General features: G+C 54.3%; 14 protein-coding genes. All 14 read right to left on the bottom strand.

The features are described from left to right. Window positions 1-7: 7 nt before the first annotated feature. The 14 genes from ftsA to mraZ are packed head-to-tail and all read right to left on the bottom strand — an operon-like array spanning window position 8 to window position 15,367. A complete protein-coding gene (ftsA, locus tag ABGI61_RS09185; protein WP_008218745.1) occupies window positions 8-1,243 on the bottom strand; it encodes a cell division protein FtsA in 1,236 nt (411 codons plus the stop codon). Then, entirely contained in the window at window positions 1,240-1,992 is a 753-nt protein-coding gene (locus ABGI61_RS09180; protein ID WP_347600179.1) for a cell division protein FtsQ/DivIB, read from the bottom strand. Before ABGI61_RS09180 ends, ftsA begins: the two co-directional genes overlap by 4 nt. Next, entirely contained in the window at window positions 1,992-2,921 is a 930-nt protein-coding gene (locus ABGI61_RS09175; RefSeq protein ID WP_347600176.1) for a D-alanine--D-alanine ligase, read from the bottom strand. The genes ABGI61_RS09180 and ABGI61_RS09175 overlap by 1 nt, the downstream gene beginning before the upstream one ends. Next, a complete protein-coding gene (gene murC / locus ABGI61_RS09170) occupies window positions 2,918-4,372 on the bottom strand; it encodes a UDP-N-acetylmuramate--L-alanine ligase (RefSeq protein WP_347600173.1) in 1,455 nt (484 codons plus the stop codon). Before murC ends, ABGI61_RS09175 begins: the two co-directional genes overlap by 4 nt. Then, window positions 4,369-5,469, bottom strand: coding sequence for an undecaprenyldiphospho-muramoylpentapeptide beta-N-acetylglucosaminyltransferase (gene murG / locus ABGI61_RS09165; RefSeq protein ID WP_347600170.1), 1,101 nt, complete (start codon window positions 5,467-5,469; stop codon window positions 4,369-4,371). The genes murC and murG overlap by 4 nt, the downstream gene beginning before the upstream one ends. Beyond that, window positions 5,462-6,673 carry a putative lipid II flippase FtsW gene (ftsW, locus tag ABGI61_RS09160; RefSeq protein ID WP_347600167.1) on the bottom strand — a complete coding sequence of 404 codons (1,212 nt, stop codon included), beginning with the start codon at window positions 6,671-6,673 and terminating at the stop codon, window positions 5,462-5,464. Before ftsW ends, murG begins: the two co-directional genes overlap by 8 nt. Continuing rightward, window positions 6,670-8,010, bottom strand: a complete 1,341-nt coding sequence (gene murD, locus ABGI61_RS09155) for a UDP-N-acetylmuramoyl-L-alanine--D-glutamate ligase (protein ID WP_347600164.1) — start codon at window positions 8,008-8,010, stop codon at window positions 6,670-6,672. Before murD ends, ftsW begins: the two co-directional genes overlap by 4 nt. 2 nt (window positions 8,011-8,012) lie before the next feature. Then, entirely contained in the window at window positions 8,013-9,095 is a 1,083-nt protein-coding gene (gene mraY / locus ABGI61_RS09150) for a phospho-N-acetylmuramoyl-pentapeptide-transferase (protein ID WP_347600161.1), read from the bottom strand. Continuing rightward, on the bottom strand, window positions 9,089-10,465 hold the full coding sequence (locus ABGI61_RS09145; RefSeq protein WP_347600158.1) for a UDP-N-acetylmuramoyl-tripeptide--D-alanyl-D-alanine ligase: 1,377 nt from the start codon (window positions 10,463-10,465) through the stop codon (window positions 9,089-9,091). The genes mraY and ABGI61_RS09145 overlap by 7 nt, the downstream gene beginning before the upstream one ends. Next, entirely contained in the window at window positions 10,462-11,919 is a 1,458-nt protein-coding gene (locus ABGI61_RS09140; protein WP_347600155.1) for a UDP-N-acetylmuramoyl-L-alanyl-D-glutamate--2,6-diaminopimelate ligase, read from the bottom strand. The genes ABGI61_RS09145 and ABGI61_RS09140 overlap by 4 nt, the downstream gene beginning before the upstream one ends. Further along, the gene (locus tag ABGI61_RS09135) at window positions 11,909-13,660 is read right to left on the bottom strand and encodes a penicillin-binding transpeptidase domain-containing protein (RefSeq protein ID WP_347600151.1); all 1,752 of its coding nucleotides are present in this window, start codon (window positions 13,658-13,660) and stop codon (window positions 11,909-11,911) included. Before ABGI61_RS09135 ends, ABGI61_RS09140 begins: the two co-directional genes overlap by 11 nt. Continuing rightward, entirely contained in the window at window positions 13,657-13,965 is a 309-nt protein-coding gene (gene ftsL, locus ABGI61_RS09130; protein WP_347600148.1) for a cell division protein FtsL, read from the bottom strand. Before ftsL ends, ABGI61_RS09135 begins: the two co-directional genes overlap by 4 nt. Continuing rightward, window positions 13,958-14,902 carry a 16S rRNA (cytosine(1402)-N(4))-methyltransferase RsmH gene (gene rsmH, locus ABGI61_RS09125; RefSeq protein ID WP_347600145.1) on the bottom strand — a complete coding sequence of 315 codons (945 nt, stop codon included), beginning with the start codon at window positions 14,900-14,902 and terminating at the stop codon, window positions 13,958-13,960. Before rsmH ends, ftsL begins: the two co-directional genes overlap by 8 nt. Further along, window positions 14,903-15,367 carry a division/cell wall cluster transcriptional repressor MraZ gene (gene mraZ / locus ABGI61_RS09120; RefSeq protein ID WP_008218721.1) on the bottom strand — a complete coding sequence of 155 codons (465 nt, stop codon included), beginning with the start codon at window positions 15,365-15,367 and terminating at the stop codon, window positions 14,903-14,905. Window positions 15,368-15,683: the final 316 nt, after the last annotated feature.

Raw genomic sequence — 15,683 nt, 5'->3', positions numbered from 1 at the left:
CGCTTACTTAAAATTCGCCTTTGAACCAGCTGCTGATCCGTTTGACGAAGCCACTTACTGAATCCCGTACATCAGCCGCTTTCTTCTGCTGCGTACGCGCATCTTTACCGTACAGCAATAACCCCACCACACTGGCGTAGGCCGGATCCTGTACATATTCTTTTAACCCGGTTACGTGGGCCGGCTGGCCCACCCGTACCGGCATCTGAAAAATATCTTCAGCAAACTCCACCGCGCCTTCCATCTTGGCGGTGCCGCCGGTCAGTACCACGCCGGCTGCAATTTGCTCTTCTAAGCCGCTGCTTTTTATCTCTTCCAGCACCAGCTCGAATAATTCCTGGTAGCGCGGCTCGACCACCTCAGCCAGGGTATGACGCGACATAGAGCGCGCCGGCCGGCCACCCACGCTTGGCACTTCAATGCTTTCTTCTTTACCTACCATGCTGCGCAGCGCACAGGCGTACTGCACTTTAATCTCTTCGGCATGGCTTATTGGCGTGCGGAAAATCTTGGCGATATCGCTGGTCACCTGATTGCCCGCTACCGGGATCACCGCGGTGTGCCTCAGGGCACCATTGGTGTAAATAGCAATATCTATGGTGCCGCCGCCTAAATCGACTACGCAAACGCCCAGCTCTTTTTCATCGTCTGTCAGCACCGCATAGCTTGAAGCCAGTGCACTGAAAATTAACTGGTCGACCTGCAAACCACAGCGTTCAACGCACTTTTCAATATTCTTTGCCATGTCATTGGCGCAGGTAATGATGTGTGCCCGCGCTTCCATCCGCACACCTGACATGCCAACCGGGCTTTTAATGCCCTCTTGCATATCTACCGAGAACTCCTGCGGCAACACGTGCAGCATGCGCCGCTCAGCAGAAATCGGCACCGACTTAGCAGCATGGATCACATTGGCGACATCATCTGCGGTGACTTCAGTGTCGTTTATCGGCACCATGCCACTTTCGTTCTGGCAACGGATATGCTTACCAGTAATGCCTAAATACACTGATGACACCCGACAGTCAGCCATCAGCTCGGCTTCGTCTATCGCACGCTGTACCGCCTGTACCACCAGGTTTAAGTCGTTAACGCCGCCTTTATCCATGCCGCGTGACACATGAGTGCCGACGCCAACAATGCTTAAGCGATCGTCAGCGGTAATTTCGCCCACCACCGCTTTAATTTGTGCAGTGCCGATATCCAGGCCAACAATCAGATCTCTATCTAACGACTTTGTCATGCTTTTCTCTTCTGCTCACTGCTGTAACGCACGGCGATACCGGTGTCGTAGCGCAGGTCGACTTCGGTTATCGCTTCGGCTTTGTGTTTGCTTATTACCGGATACAACTCTATAAAGCGCTGCAACCGTTTTAACGTATCATCACGCCCTAGCTTCAGTGCTACGCCATTGCTCAGACTTAGCTGCCAGGAGAAGCGCTCGGTTACTCCCAGCGCCACGGCATTAAATTTATGCAGGGCCAGTAAGCCCTGCATATGGCGGAACATGGCCAGTGCGTCCTGCTGGCTGCCGTCGGGGCCGGTTAGCATCGGCAGTTCCGTTTTCAGCTGCTCTAGGGGCGCATGAAACACCTCGCCCTCTTTGTTGAGTAATTGCTGCTGATTCCAGATCGCTACCGGCTGTTGTTCTGTGACAACCACCACCAGGGCATCAGGCCATTGTTTGCGCACGGCCACCTGATATACCCAGGGTTGCTGTAACAGGAACTGCTGTACCTGGTCCACGTTCACGCTAAAAAAGTTACCTATATACTGCTGCGCCAACCGCTGATGCAGCGCCTGGGCATCGATGTGGGCAAAGTCGCCATACAGTTTTACCTGCTTAAGCGGCGCACTTTGCTGATCATGCAGCCAGGCATTTACCTGCACTGCGGCCCACATCAGACCTGCCACCGAGCAGAGAAAAAACAGCACGCCGGCGTAAAACGCCGGTTGCTGCTTAAACTCGAACTTGGGCAGGTGTTTAATCATTATCTCGTCTCTTGGCTTTGGCCTAATATTGCCACGACCAGTTGCTGGAAACTGTAACCGGCAGCCTTTGCCGCCATCGGCACCAACGACTTTTCAGTCATGCCGGGCACGGTATTCACTTCCAGTAAAAAGTGTTGGCCGTCCTGGTCTAGCATTATGTCAACGCGGCCCCAACCACTGGCGCCTACCGCATTAAAGGCTTTAAGCGCAGTGTGCTGCATGGCGGCAGTTTGCTCGGCGCTTAGCGGTGCCGGGCATAAATACTCGGTGCTGTTGGCCTGGTATTTCGCTTCATAGTCGTAGAACGCGCGCGGTGTGCGCATTTCCACAATTGGCAGAACCTGGCCATTTAAAATCGCCACCGTAAACTCGCGGCCGTTGATCCAGCGCTCAACCAAAATTTCGCTGTCATAGTTAAGTGCCTGCTGTACCGCCTGCTGCAGCTCTTCGGCAGTGCTGGCGGCGCTCATACCAATGCTGGAGCCTTCGTTGGCCGGCTTTACCATCACTTTACCGCCCAGGCTTGCCAATAAGGCGGCAAAGTCGGTGTCATCGCGGTGCACCACGGCAAAAGGCGCCGTGGGTAATTGCTGCGCCTGAAACAGGTATTTGCAGCGAATTTTATCCATCGCCAGTGCCGAGCCCAGCACACCGCTGCCGGTGTAAGGCAGGCCCAGTTGCTGCAGCGCCCCCTGCATGCTGCCATCTTCGCCGCCACGGCCGTGCAGCACGATAAATACCCGCTGTGCACCGCTTTGGGCCAGCTCAGCCAGGCTTTGCTGTTTTGGGTCAAAAGCAAAGGCATCAACGCCGGCCTCGGTCAGCGCTTTAAGCACGGCAGCACCGGAGCGTAGTGACACCTCGCGCTCGGCCGACAGCCCGCCAAACATCACGGCTACTTTGCCAAATGCCTGTACTGCTTCACTCATGCTTGTTCTCCTGCACTGGCCTTAAGCTTGTTAATATTCAGTTTCATTGCCGCCAATTTTTTCACCAGCGCGCCAATATTGCCGGCGCCCTGCGTTAATACCACGTCACCATCGGCCAGCACGTCAGCCAGACAGGGGGCGAGTTCATCCGGCCCGGCAACGTAAATGGGATCTAAGCTGCCACGGGCACGAATAGAACGGCACAAACTGCGGCTATCGGCCCCGGCGATCGGTGCTTCGCCGGCGCTGTACACTTCGAGCAGCAACAGCTTGTCGACACTGGACAGCACCTTGGCAAAATCTTCATACAAATCGCGAGTGCGGGTATAGCGGTGCGGCTGATACGCCATCACTAAACGCCGCGCTGGCCAGGCTGCGCGCACCGCAGCAATGGTGGCGGCCACTTCGGTGGGGTGATGACCGTAGTCGTCCAACAGCAGCACTTTGCCGTTGCCGGTATCAAACTCGCCGTACTGCTGAAAACGCCGGCCAATGCCTTCAAATTCGCTAAAGGCGGCTAGAATGGCCTGCTCGCTGATACCTTCATCCCGCGCCAGTGCAAAAGCGGCGGTGGCGTTTAGCGCATTATGTTTACCCGGCAAATTCAGCACCACTTCACGCTGATTGCCTTCTGTGTCGCTAATGACAAAACGGCTTTGGGTGCCGCTCTGGCTAAAATCACTGATGACAAAATCCGCATCCTGGCTAAAGCCGTAGGTCAGCACAGTGCGGCCAATTTGAGGGATCAGCGCCCGCAATACCGGATCGTCAATACACACCACGGCCACACCGTAAAATGGCAGGTTGTGGCAAAACTCCAGGTAAGTGGCTTTAAGCTTTTCAAAGTCGCCCTGATAGGTGTCCATGTGATCCGCTTCGATATTGGTGATCACGGTGGCCAGCGGCTGCAGATGCAGGAAGGAAGCATCACTTTCATCTGCTTCGGCAATCAGATAGCGGCCCGCCCCCAAGCGGGCATTAGAGCCGGCCGAGTTCAATAAGCCGCCAATAACAAAGGTGGGGTCAGTGCCGGCTTTGGCGAAAATCGATGCCAATAAGCTGGTGGTGGTGGTTTTACCATGGGTACCCGCCACGGCGATACCATGGCGAAAGCGCATCAGCTCACCGAGCATTTCAGCGCGGCGCACCACCGGAATGCGCAGCTCACGCGCGGCTGCCACTTCCGGATTGGCGCTGTTAATGGCGCTGGATACCACTACCACACTGGCGCCTGCGACATTGGCGGCGTCGTGGCCGAAGCTGACACAGGCGCCCAGGCCGATTAAGCGCTCGGTAACGGCGTTTGGTGCAATGTCAGAGCCGGATACGTTATAGCCTTCGTTTACCAGTACTTCGGCAATGCCGCCCATACCGGCACCGCCGATGCCAACAAAGTGAATGCGTTCTACACGGCGCATCGCCAGTTTTTTCTGTTGTGGTGTCGTAATCATACTACTTGTCCTGTTACGGTTTGACCTGCTACCTGCTGACACTGCGCTACTACCTGCGCCGTGGCATGATCCAGTGCGCAGGCACGCGCTTTGGCGGCCATTTGTTGTAACGGTGCTTTATTCTGTTGCCACTGCCTCAGCAGCGGTAACAACTGTTGTTCGGTTAAGTCTGGCTGAGCCAACATCAGGGCGGCACCTTCTGTCACCAGCCAGCGCGCATTGGCCGTTTGATGATCGTCTATCGCCTGTGGCAGCGGTACAAACAGCGCCGCCACACCGGCACAGGCCAGCTCACTCACGGTAGAGGCACCGGCGCGGCAAATTACCACATCAGCCCAGCTGTAAGCCTGCGCCATATCGTCGATAAAGGCGCTCACCTCTGCCGTTAAGCCACTTTGGGCCAGTTGCTGGTACAATGCATCAGTCTGCTGCTGCATCACCTTACCGCTTTGGTGGCGTACCTGCAGCGGTGCCTGCTGTGCCGCTTTGGCAAAAATCGGTGGCAGCTGCTCATTCAACGCTTTGGCCCCCAGGCTGCCCCCCACCACAAGCACTTTTAAGCTACCGCTAAAATCATGTTTTTTTCCGGCATCGACCAACGCTGCCCGTACCGGGTTACCCACTATCAGCTGCTTGGCATGACCAGCAAAAGCGGCAGGAAAAGCCACTAACACTTTTTGTGCTAACCGCGCCAGTAAACGGTTGGTGCTGCCGGCAACGGCGTTTTGCTCATGCACTAACAGCGGTATGCCTTTTAGCCACGCTGCCAGACCGCCGGGGCCACTGGCAAAACCGCCAAAGCCCAGCACCAAATCAGGCTGCACGGCCGTGATAACGTGCCGTGCCTGCAATAATGATTTCAGCAGCATCCAGGGCGCTTTTATCAGCGATGTCAGGTTTTTACCACGCAAACCGGCTACATCAATACTGTGAAACGGCCAGCCGAACTGCGGCACTAACTGGGCTTCCATTTTTTCACGGCTACCCAGCCAGTGTATTTGCCAGCCCTGAGCATTAAGTGCTGTGGCGACTGCCTGAGCCGGGAAGATATGGCCGCCGGTGCCACCTGCCATGATCAGAATACGAGGCTTAGTCATGCTTGCCTCCACTGATAGCGTGTTTACCTTTCAGCCGTACTTCAAAATCAATCCGCAGCAACAGTGCCGCTGCTGCCAACATAATGATTAAGCTACTGCCGCCCGAGCTGACATAAGGCAGGGTCAGGCCTTTGGTCGGCAGTGCGCCGGTGGCAACACCGATATTGACCGCAGATTGAAAGCCAATCCAAATTGCCAGCGCATAGGCCAGGAAGCCGTGGAAGCTTAAATTCTTTGCCAGCGCGCGCTGGCCTATCCACAGCGCCCGATACACCAGCAAAAATAACAGCAACACCAGCACAGCCACGCCAATAAAGCCGGTCTCTTCAGCGATGACGGCCAGAATAAAGTCGGTATGCGCCTCTGGCAGGTATTCCAGTTTCTGAATACTGTTGCCCAGGCCCTGACCAAACCAGCCACCGCGGCCAAACGCCATCAGCGACTGTGTTAACTGATAGCCACTGCCGAACGGGTCGGCCCAGGGATCTAAAAAGGCGGTCACGCGCTTCCAGCGGTATTCGCTATACACAATCAGTACACCAATCGCGGCGATACCTGTAAAGATCAAGCAGAAGAACTGCCACAGCTTAGCGCCGGCTAAAAACAGCAGCGCCACGGCGGTAGCAAACATCACGATCACGGTGCCCAGATCAGGCTGCATCAGCAGCAACACGGCAAAAGCAAACAGCACAAATAGCGGCTTTAAAAAGCCTTTTAAGTTTTCCCGCACTTCTTCGTGCCGGCGCACCAGATAGCTGGCCAGGTAAACAAAGAAAAACAGCTTGGCCGGCTCAGCAGCCTGTAAACCAATCGGGCCGAGCGACAACCAACGGGTACTGCCGTTAACATTTCGGCCGAATAACAACACTGCCACCAACAGCGCCAGCGCAGCAAACAGCAGCGCCATATTGCTGTTATGCCACCACTGTACCGGCATGTTCAGGATCAATAGCGCTGCGCTGCAGCCCAGCGCCAAATACACCAGATGACGAATAGTAAAGTGCAGCTCATTACCGAATAAGCGCGACGCCACCGGCACCGAAGCACTGGTGACCATGACCACGCCAATGGCCAGAATAAGCAGCAGCAAGGTCAAAAATAATTTATCGTAGGCGGCGCCATCCTCAGCGCGCCACCACTGGCTGATGGCCTGCAGCGGGTTGCTCCAGGGCTGCTTAAACATGCTCAGTGCCAGCTGTTTCATAGCACCTCCGCCCTAACCGCTTGCGCGAACAGCTCGCCACGTTCGGCATAGCTTTTAAACATATCCAAACTGGCACAGGCAGGTGACAGCAGCACCATATCGCCGGCTTTAGCCAGTTTTGCCGCGGCTTTTACCGCCTCCGTTAAACTTTTTACTTCTATGCTGCCCGCCACTAAGGCGGCGATGGCCGGGCCGTCCTGCCCCAGCGTAATCAGCTGCTGTACATCGCGTTGCAATACCGGTTGTAGCTCGCTGAGATCCGCACCTTTGGCATCACCGCCGGCAATTAAAATCAGTTTACCGGCAACGGTGACCCTAAGCCCGGCAATGGCCGCCAACGTCGCGCCGATATTGGTGGCTTTAGAGTCGTTGATCCAGCGCACGCCATTGTGCTCAGCCACTAAAATGCAGCGGTGCGGTAATGAGACAAACTGCTTAAGCGCTGTTTTCAGGCCGTCACGGCTGGCACCGGCCGCCAGCGCTAATGCACTGGCCACCAGCGCATTAAACTGGTTGTGCTCACCAAACAGCGTCATCTCAGACAGCGGCAATAAAGGTTCACCCGCCACTTGCAACCAGCGCTGGCTTCCTTTACTGACAATACCGTAAGCGCCATCAGATAGCGTAATACCTAAGCTATGCCCGGCGTGCTGCGGTATCGTAGCGGCATCATCCAGGTTAAATACCGCCAGTTGGCTGTGCTGATACACCCGCTGTTTTGACGCGGCATAAGCAGCCATATCGCCGTAACGGTCTAAATGATCGGCACTGACATTTAAAATGCAGCTGGCGATGCTATGCAAACTGGACGTGGTATCCAGTTGAAAGCTGGATAACTCCAGCACAAAGACATCAACATCGCGCTGGACTAAGGCATCCAGCACCGGCAAACCAATATTGCCCGCCGCCAGTGCGTTTACACCGCTGGCTTTAAGCATGGCTTCGACCAGCATAGTCACCGTCGATTTGCCGTTAGAGCCGGTAATAGCGACCACCGGCTTTTGGTTAACCCGGGCGAAAAGCTCGACATCGCCCATCAGCTGAGCGCCCTGCGCGACAGCAAAACGAATAGCTGGATGTGCCGGTGACAAGCCGGGGCTTAATACGATGATGTCCATTTTTGCCAGCCGGTTAGCGTCAAGCTCGCCTAAATAAATACCATCTACCTTTTCCGGCGCGATTTGCTCAATACCGGCGGGCTTGCTGCGGCTGTCCATCAGTACCGGCTTAATGCCTAAATTCAGCAAAAAACGCACCGTGGCCAGACCCGACAGGCCCAGCCCTACTACCGCTATGCGTTTTTTCGCTAAATATTGCATTAATGCCTGCTGTGTCATGGTTATCTCAGTTTCAGGGTGGCTAAGCCCACCAGCACAAACATAATGGATAAGATCCAGAACCTGACAATAACGCGCGGCTCTGGCCAGCCTTTTAATTCGTAGTGATGGTGTATTGGCGCCATACGGAAAATACGCTGACCACGCAGCTTGTAAGAGCCCACCTGCAGGATCACCGACAGGGTTTCCATCACAAAGACGCCGCCCATAATAAACAGCACAATTTCCTGGCGGACTAAAATGGCGATCACGCCAAGCACCGCACCCAGCGCCAGTGAGCCAACATCGCCCATAAACACCTGAGCCGGATAAGTGTTAAACCACAAAAAGCCCAGACCCGCGCCAATCAGCGCGGCGCACAACACCACCAGCTCGCTGGCATAAGGCAGATAAGGAATATTCAGATAAGCCGAGAAGTTCACGTTGCCACTGGCGTAAGCAATAATGGCAAAAGCACCTGCCACCATAATGGTCGGTACGATGGCCAGGCCGTCTAAGCCATCGGTCAGGTTAACGGCGTTGCTGGTGCCGACAATAACAAAGTAACTTAACGCCAAAAACAGCAGGCCCAGCTGCGGCATCACATCTTTTAAAAACGGCACTAACAGCGCAGTTTCGGCCGGACGTTCGGCAGTGAAATACAAAAACGCCGCAGTGGCAATCGCAAACAGCGACTGCCAGAAATATTTCCATCGCGCAATTAAACCTTTAGGGTCTTTACGGATCACCTTACGGTAGTCGTCGACAAAGCCAATCCAGCCGAAGCTGACCAGCACAAACAACACCACCCAGACGTACTTATTTTCCAGATTGGCCCACAGCAAAGTACTGACCAGCACCGAGCCTAAAATCAGCAAACCGCCCATGGTCGGTGTGCCTTTTTTCGAAAAGTGGCTTTCCGGGCCATCGCCGCGCACCACTTGGCCAATTTGCATTTTTTGTAAGCGCGCAATCAGCTTAGGCCCCAGATACAGGCTGAGTAGTAATGACGTTAAAATGCCTAAAATGGCGCGGAACGTCAGGTAACTGAATACATTAAAAAAGCTGAAGTATTGGGTTAAATACTCGGCTAACCAAACTAGCATGGGCTGCTCTCCTGCTGACAACGTTCTAGCAAGTCCTGCACAACTAATTCCATTTTCGCACTGCGCGAGCCTTTCACTAGCAGGGTGACCGCCTGTTGTTCTAAAACGATTGGCATCAACCGCTGTATTAGCGCCTGACGCGAACTGAAATGTGCCCCTTGACCGTTAAACAAGTCACTGGCGCTCTGTGATAACACGCCAAGGGTGAACAACAGATTAATTCCGGCATTTTTTGCGTATAAACCAATCTCTTCGTGGTACAAACGGGCATCAGCGCCCAGCTCAGCCATATCGCCCAGAATCAGCACGCGATAACCGCTGTAAGACGCTAACAGATCTATCGCCGCTTTCACCGACTCGACATTGGCATTATAGGTATCATCAATCAGCCGCAGCTTGTTACTCAGCTGTTTGATATTGGTGCGGCCTTTTACGGCCTGCATTTGCGCCAGGCCCTGCGCCACATCCTGCAAACTGGCGCCCACCGCCACACAGGCGGCTGCGGCTGCCAGGGCATTGGCCACATTATGTTTACCCGGGATGGTCAGTTTGACATTCACGTTGCCAGCGGGGCTTTGCAGCACAAAACTGGCACAGCCCTGAGCGTCCAGCACAATATCGCGGGCACTGTAATCGGCGCTCTGATTGGCTGAGAATTGCTGCACCGACATGTCGGTTAGACGGCGCAACCAGTAATCGCGGTATTCGCTGTCAGCCGGTACTATCGCCAAGCCGTTACCGACTAAGCCGTTAAAAATTTCGCCCTTGGCGCGTGCCACACCATACACATCACCAAAGCCTTCCAAATGCGAGGGCGCGACATTAGTAATAATAGCGACATCCGGCTTCGCCAAAGAGGTGGTATAGGCTATTTCGCCCTGATGGTTGGCACCTAACTCCAGCACGGCATAACGATGCTCAGCGGTTAAGCGCAGCAGGGTAAGTGGCACACCGATATCGTTATTAAAGTTGCCCTGGGTTGCCAGTACCGGCCCTAATCTGGCCAGAATGGCGGCAATCATCTCTTTAACTGTGGTTTTACCGGCGCTACCGGTAACAGCAATGGTTTTCGGCGCCAGTCTGGCTTTTAGCGCAGCACCTAATTGCCCCAGAGCTACTCGTGTGTCAGGCACAATCAACTGGGTAATCTCTTCGCTAACCGGTTGCTCCAACACCACAGCTACCGCACCCTTGGCTTTTACATCAGCGACAAAAGCCGCACCGTCGAAGTTAGGGCCTTTTAACGCAATAAACAGCTCACCGGCGCTAATACTGCGGCTGTCGGTACTGACTGAGCTGATGACTTGCTCGCCGCCCAGCATGCGGGCACCGAGCATCGTAGCAATTTCACTGCAGGCTAAGCGGATCATAGTGACATCTCCGTAACCAGTTGACGCAGGTAAGCCCGTTCATCGTACTGCCGATGCTCCGAGCCGATAATTTGTACGGTTTCATGGCCTTTGCCGGCAATCAGCACTAAGTCGCCCGGCTGCGCACTTGCCAGCGCCAGCTTGATAGCGCTCTGCCGGTCGGGTTCAATCTGATAGCTGGCATCCGGGCTCATGCCGGCAGCAATCTCATGGCAGATACTCAGCGCATCTTCGCTGCGCGGATTGTCTGAGGTAATGATGACATGATCGGCAAACAGCTCCGACAGCTGGCCCATGAGTGGCCGTTTGCCGCGATCTCGATCGCCACCGCAACCAAACACGCACCAGAGCCGGCCACGGCAATGCAGCCGTAATGACTGTAGCGCCTGCTGCAATGCATCTGGCGTGTGGGCGTAATCCACCACGGCGGTAAACTGTTTGGCAAACTGAAATTGTTCCATCCGCCCCGGCACCGCTTTAAGCACGCTGCATGCGGCCAAGATGGCATCAAAGTCATAGCCCAGTGCCAACAGGCTGGCGATGGCCGCTAACACGTTTTGAATATTAAACTCGCCCAATAGCGGCAGCTTAAGGTTAACTGTGCCACTGTGGCTGGTTAGCGTCAGGCTATACCCGGTGTCATTAGCAATCACCTCTGAATAACCCAGGTAGCGGTTAAAGCTCTGACAGTCTTCGGTTTTACCATATACCCACACCGGCAGCTGGCTTTGCGCTGCCAGCTTGCGGCCGAATTCGTCGGAGACGTTAATCACGGCCACCCTCGCCAGCTGCGGTGTAAACAGCATGGCTTTGGCGGCACCATACTCGGCCATAGAGCCGTGATAATCCAGATGATCGCGTGTCAGGTTGGAAAAAACCGCGACGTCAAACAAGATGCCTGCCACACGCTGCTGCACCAGGGCGTGGGAGGACACTTCCATCGCCACCAACTGGGTTTGCTCAGCAACAAACTGCGCCAGAATACGCTGCAAATCGACATAATGCGGCGTGGTATTGGGCAGCGGCGTAAGGCTTTGGCTGTGGCCATAGCCCAGGGTACCAATCACAGCCGAAGGCTGCTTAAGCTCAGCAGCAAGCTGGCTAACAAAGAAGCTGGTACTGGATTTACCGTTAGTCCCGGTAATACCGACCAATTGCAGTTTACGCGCTGGTTGCTGATAAAAATTCGCCACTAATGAGGGCAGAATTTGCATCAGCTCAGGCAGCACAACCACACGGGCATCGTCATAATGCCCTGCATCGGTCAGCACCATGGCTGCGCCCTGTACCAGCGCCTGAGCAATAAATTGCCGGCCATGTTGTTGTACACCCGGTATCGCCAGAAATACATCGCCAGCACTCACCTTACGGCTGTCCAGTTGCAGCTGCTCAAGCTCAGCGTCTATGACATTGCTGGCATAAAGTGCCAACCAGGCTTTGCTGTTAACCGGCATTGCGCCCTCCCGTTACTGCTGAGATTTTGCTCTGGCTTGCCGCGTCCGGTGTCAGGTTCAGCAATTGCATGGTAGCGCCCATAATATTGGCAAACACCGGCGCCGCAATTTCACCGCCATGGTAAAAATCACCCGCAGGCTCGTTAATCACTACCACACAGGCCAGACGCGGATTGGAAATTGGCCCAACGCCAGCAAAAGAGGCGACATAATCTTCGCCATACCCCCCGGCAATAGCTTTACGTGCGGTGCCGGTTTTACCACCCACCCGATAGCCTTTTACCTGCGCCCGGGTAGCGGTGCCGCCGGGCATAATGTTAGCTTCCATCATTTCCAGCATGGCGGCAGCATGTTCCGGATCCAGCACCTGTTCGCCGGGCATAATATTGTCTTGTTTCACGATGCTCAGCGGCCGGCTTACACCGCCGTTGGCCATAGTGGCATAAGCCCGCGCCAGCTGTGCTGCAGTCACAGATAAGCCATAACCGAAAGATAAGGTAGCGCGCTCAAAATCAGACCACCGGCGCCTATGGCTTAACATGCCACTGCTTTCACCGTTTAGACCAAGGCCGGTATCGCTACCCAGCCCCATATTGGCGTAAAGACTGATGACATGCTCTACCGGCATATCCAACACCAGTTTGGTGACGCCGATATTGCTCGACTTTTGAATAATGCCGGTTAGGCTCAGCGTATTGTAGTTAATGGCATCACGCACCCAGCTGCCGCCAACACGGATATAGCCGGGGTAGGTATCAATCTTACTGCCAAGGTTCGCGCTGCCAAACTCCAGTGCACTTAATACCGCTAACGGCTTCATGGTCGAGCCTGGTTCAAAGGTGTCGGTAATGGCGCGGTTGCGAAATAAATAAGCGGGTGTATTGCCGCGGTTATTCGGGTTAAACGATGGGCTGTTCACCATCGCCAGCACCTCTCCGCTTTGCACATCCACTACCATGGCAGAGCCTGAGGTGGCACCATGGGTTAATACCGCTTTTTTCAGCTCGCGATAGGTAATGGACTGGATACGCTGATCGATGCTCAACTGCAAACTGCCGGGTGCTTGCTGTTGCACCCGCTCCAACACTTCAATTTCACGGCCTTTGGCGTCTTTACGGAATACTTTACGCCCGGCGGTACCGGTTAACAGCTCATCAAAACGCTTTTCAATGCCTTCTACGCCAACATCATCGACATTGGTAAAACCAAGCAACTGAGCGGTGACTTCAGCGGCTGGATAATAGCGGCGTGATTCCTGGCGAAAATAAATGCCGGGCACTTTTAATTTTTTCACGTAATCGACCACGGCCGGGTTGACCTGACGCTGCAGATAAACAAAGCGCCGCTGCGGGTTGGTGCCAATGCGGTTTTGCAGCTGTGCCGGTGTCAGTTGTAAAATGTCGGCCAGCGCATGCCAGCGCCGCTCATCTGCGGCAGCATGACGTTCGATCACCACTTTAGGGTCAGCCCAAATCGCTTCTACCGGCACACTTACCGCCAGCTCTTCACCGTTACGGTCGAAAATCATACCGCGTAATACGGTATCAGCTTCTACACGCAGCGAACGCGCATCCCCCTGACTGACCAGCATGTCAGGCTCTACTACCTGTAACCAGGCGGCGCGCACCATTAAGGCACTAAACACTAAGGCTAAACTCAGCAATACAAAAGCAAAGCGCCACCCGAGCACCGAGGGCACCGTTCTGGCTTTGGCTTGAGGTGTATTGCGTTTGCTGCTCATGGCACTGTCACCGCAATGTCTTGCTCAGCCGCCGGGCGCACCATATTCAGCTGGCGGCGGGCAATGTCTTCTACCCGGCTGTGCTCGGACAGGGCACGCTGCTCTAAAATCAGGTTACGCCACTCGATATCCAGCTGGTCGCGCTGCTGATACAAAGCATCTTGCGCTATGGTCAGTTGACGGTTTAAATGGGCAAAGTGCACCACCACCAGCGCAGAAATAATGCAAGCCAGCAGTAGAAGCGCCAGCCATTTTTGCTCGCGCCAGTCGCGGAAAATTAATCGATGCAGGCTGATATTATTCATGGCGCTGCTTCTGTGCGATGCGCAGCACGGCACTTCTGGCGCGCGGGTTAAGCTCCAGCTCTTGATCTGAAGGCATAATGGCTTTACCTACCAGCTCCAGCTCAGTGCGCTGCTGCATTTGCGCCGCAGTAAGCGGAATACCGCGCGGTAGCGGCTCGCCTTTGGAATAACGGCGCATAAACTGTTTTACCAACCTGTCTTCCAGCGAGTGAAAGCTAATCACCACCAGCCGGCCACCGGGCTTAAGCACTTGCATAGCGGCATGCAGCGCCTGATTAACCTGCTCCAACTCGCTGTTAATGTAGATGCGAATGGCCTGAAAGCTGCGTGTTGCCGGGTGTTTTTTCTCTTTGTTACTTTTGGGCACGCTGTCGCTGATAAGCTTGGCTAACTGCGCTGTGCGCGTCAGTGGCTGCTCGCTGCGGGCCGCTACAATGGCTTGCGCAATACGCCAGGCGAATTTTTCTTCGCCGTATTCGCGCAGCACAAAGCTGATATCTTCGACGTCGGCACTGGCAAGCCAGTCTGCGGCGCTGATGCCACTGGTCGGGTCCATTCGCATATCCAGCGGGCCGTCGCGCATAAAGCTAAAACCACGGTCGGCGTCGTCCAGTTGCGGTGATGACACTCCTAAATCCAGCAAAATGCCGTCTATTTCTCCAATAATTTGCTGCTGCTCAGCAATAGTTGCCAGGGCGGCAAAGGGGCTGTGAGTGATATGAAAACGCGGATCGCCTGCCAGTGGGGCGGCAGCGGCAATCGCGGCGGGATCGCGGTCAATGGCAAACAACCGGCCTTGCGGGCCAAGCTTTGCTAAAATAGCCCGGCTATGGCCACCACGGCCAAAAGTGCCGTCCAGATAACAGCCGTCAGCTTTAATTGCCAGACCATCCAGTGCTTCCTGCAGCAGGACGGAAATATGAGCCACAGTATTCATTTACAGTGCAAAGTCCTGTAATCGTTCTGACAGTTCTACATCACCGGCCTGAGCCTGTTCCAGCGCAATATCTGCCGCTAAACGCTCATGCCAGGCGGTTTCATCCCAGATCTCGAATTTATTTAATTGACCGACCAGGCGAATACCTTTAGACAAACCGGCATGCTGGCGCAGCGGCGCTGGCAGTAAAATACGGCCGTTTTTATCCATATCGCAGTCGGTAGCATTACCCAGCAGCACGCGCTGTAAGCGGCGTTCCTGCGGGTTTAGGCTGGACAAGCGCTTGAGTTTTTCTTCTATTTCTTCCCACTCAGCCAGCGGATACAGCAATAAACAGGGGTCATGCAGGTCAATGGTGCAAATTAAGTGGCCCTGACAATCAGACAGCAGAAATTCACGGTAGCGTGCTGGTAACGCTAACCGTCCTTTCTCGTCCAGTGTCAGTGTAAATGAGCCACGAAACATAAGCTTCCTGTGCAATGACTTTAGTTATTTTGTTTGCAGGTAAGCCAAAATGATCCACTTTTACCCACAAATCCCCACGACGATACAGTTTAGGGTGCAGGTTTGACCATTGTCAAGGTAAAAACCAAGCTATCGATCGATTGCGATCACAGTAAAATCGGGCGCTACAGCGAAGGTGATGATTTTGGTGGGAAAAAGTGGAGACAATACAAAACACTCAGTAAATAGCCCTGTTTTTATATACAGCACCCTAAATTATGCTGCTTTTTTCTGCAGCCGCTTGCCAACATGGAATAAATTATTCAATACTGAAGTA

Origin of the sequence: Rheinheimera fenheensis, assembly GCF_039871805.1 — a bacterium.
Classification (GTDB): Bacteria; Pseudomonadota; Gammaproteobacteria; order Enterobacterales; family Alteromonadaceae; genus Alishewanella; species Alishewanella fenheensis.
This window is presented reverse-complemented; position numbering and strand designations above follow the sequence as displayed.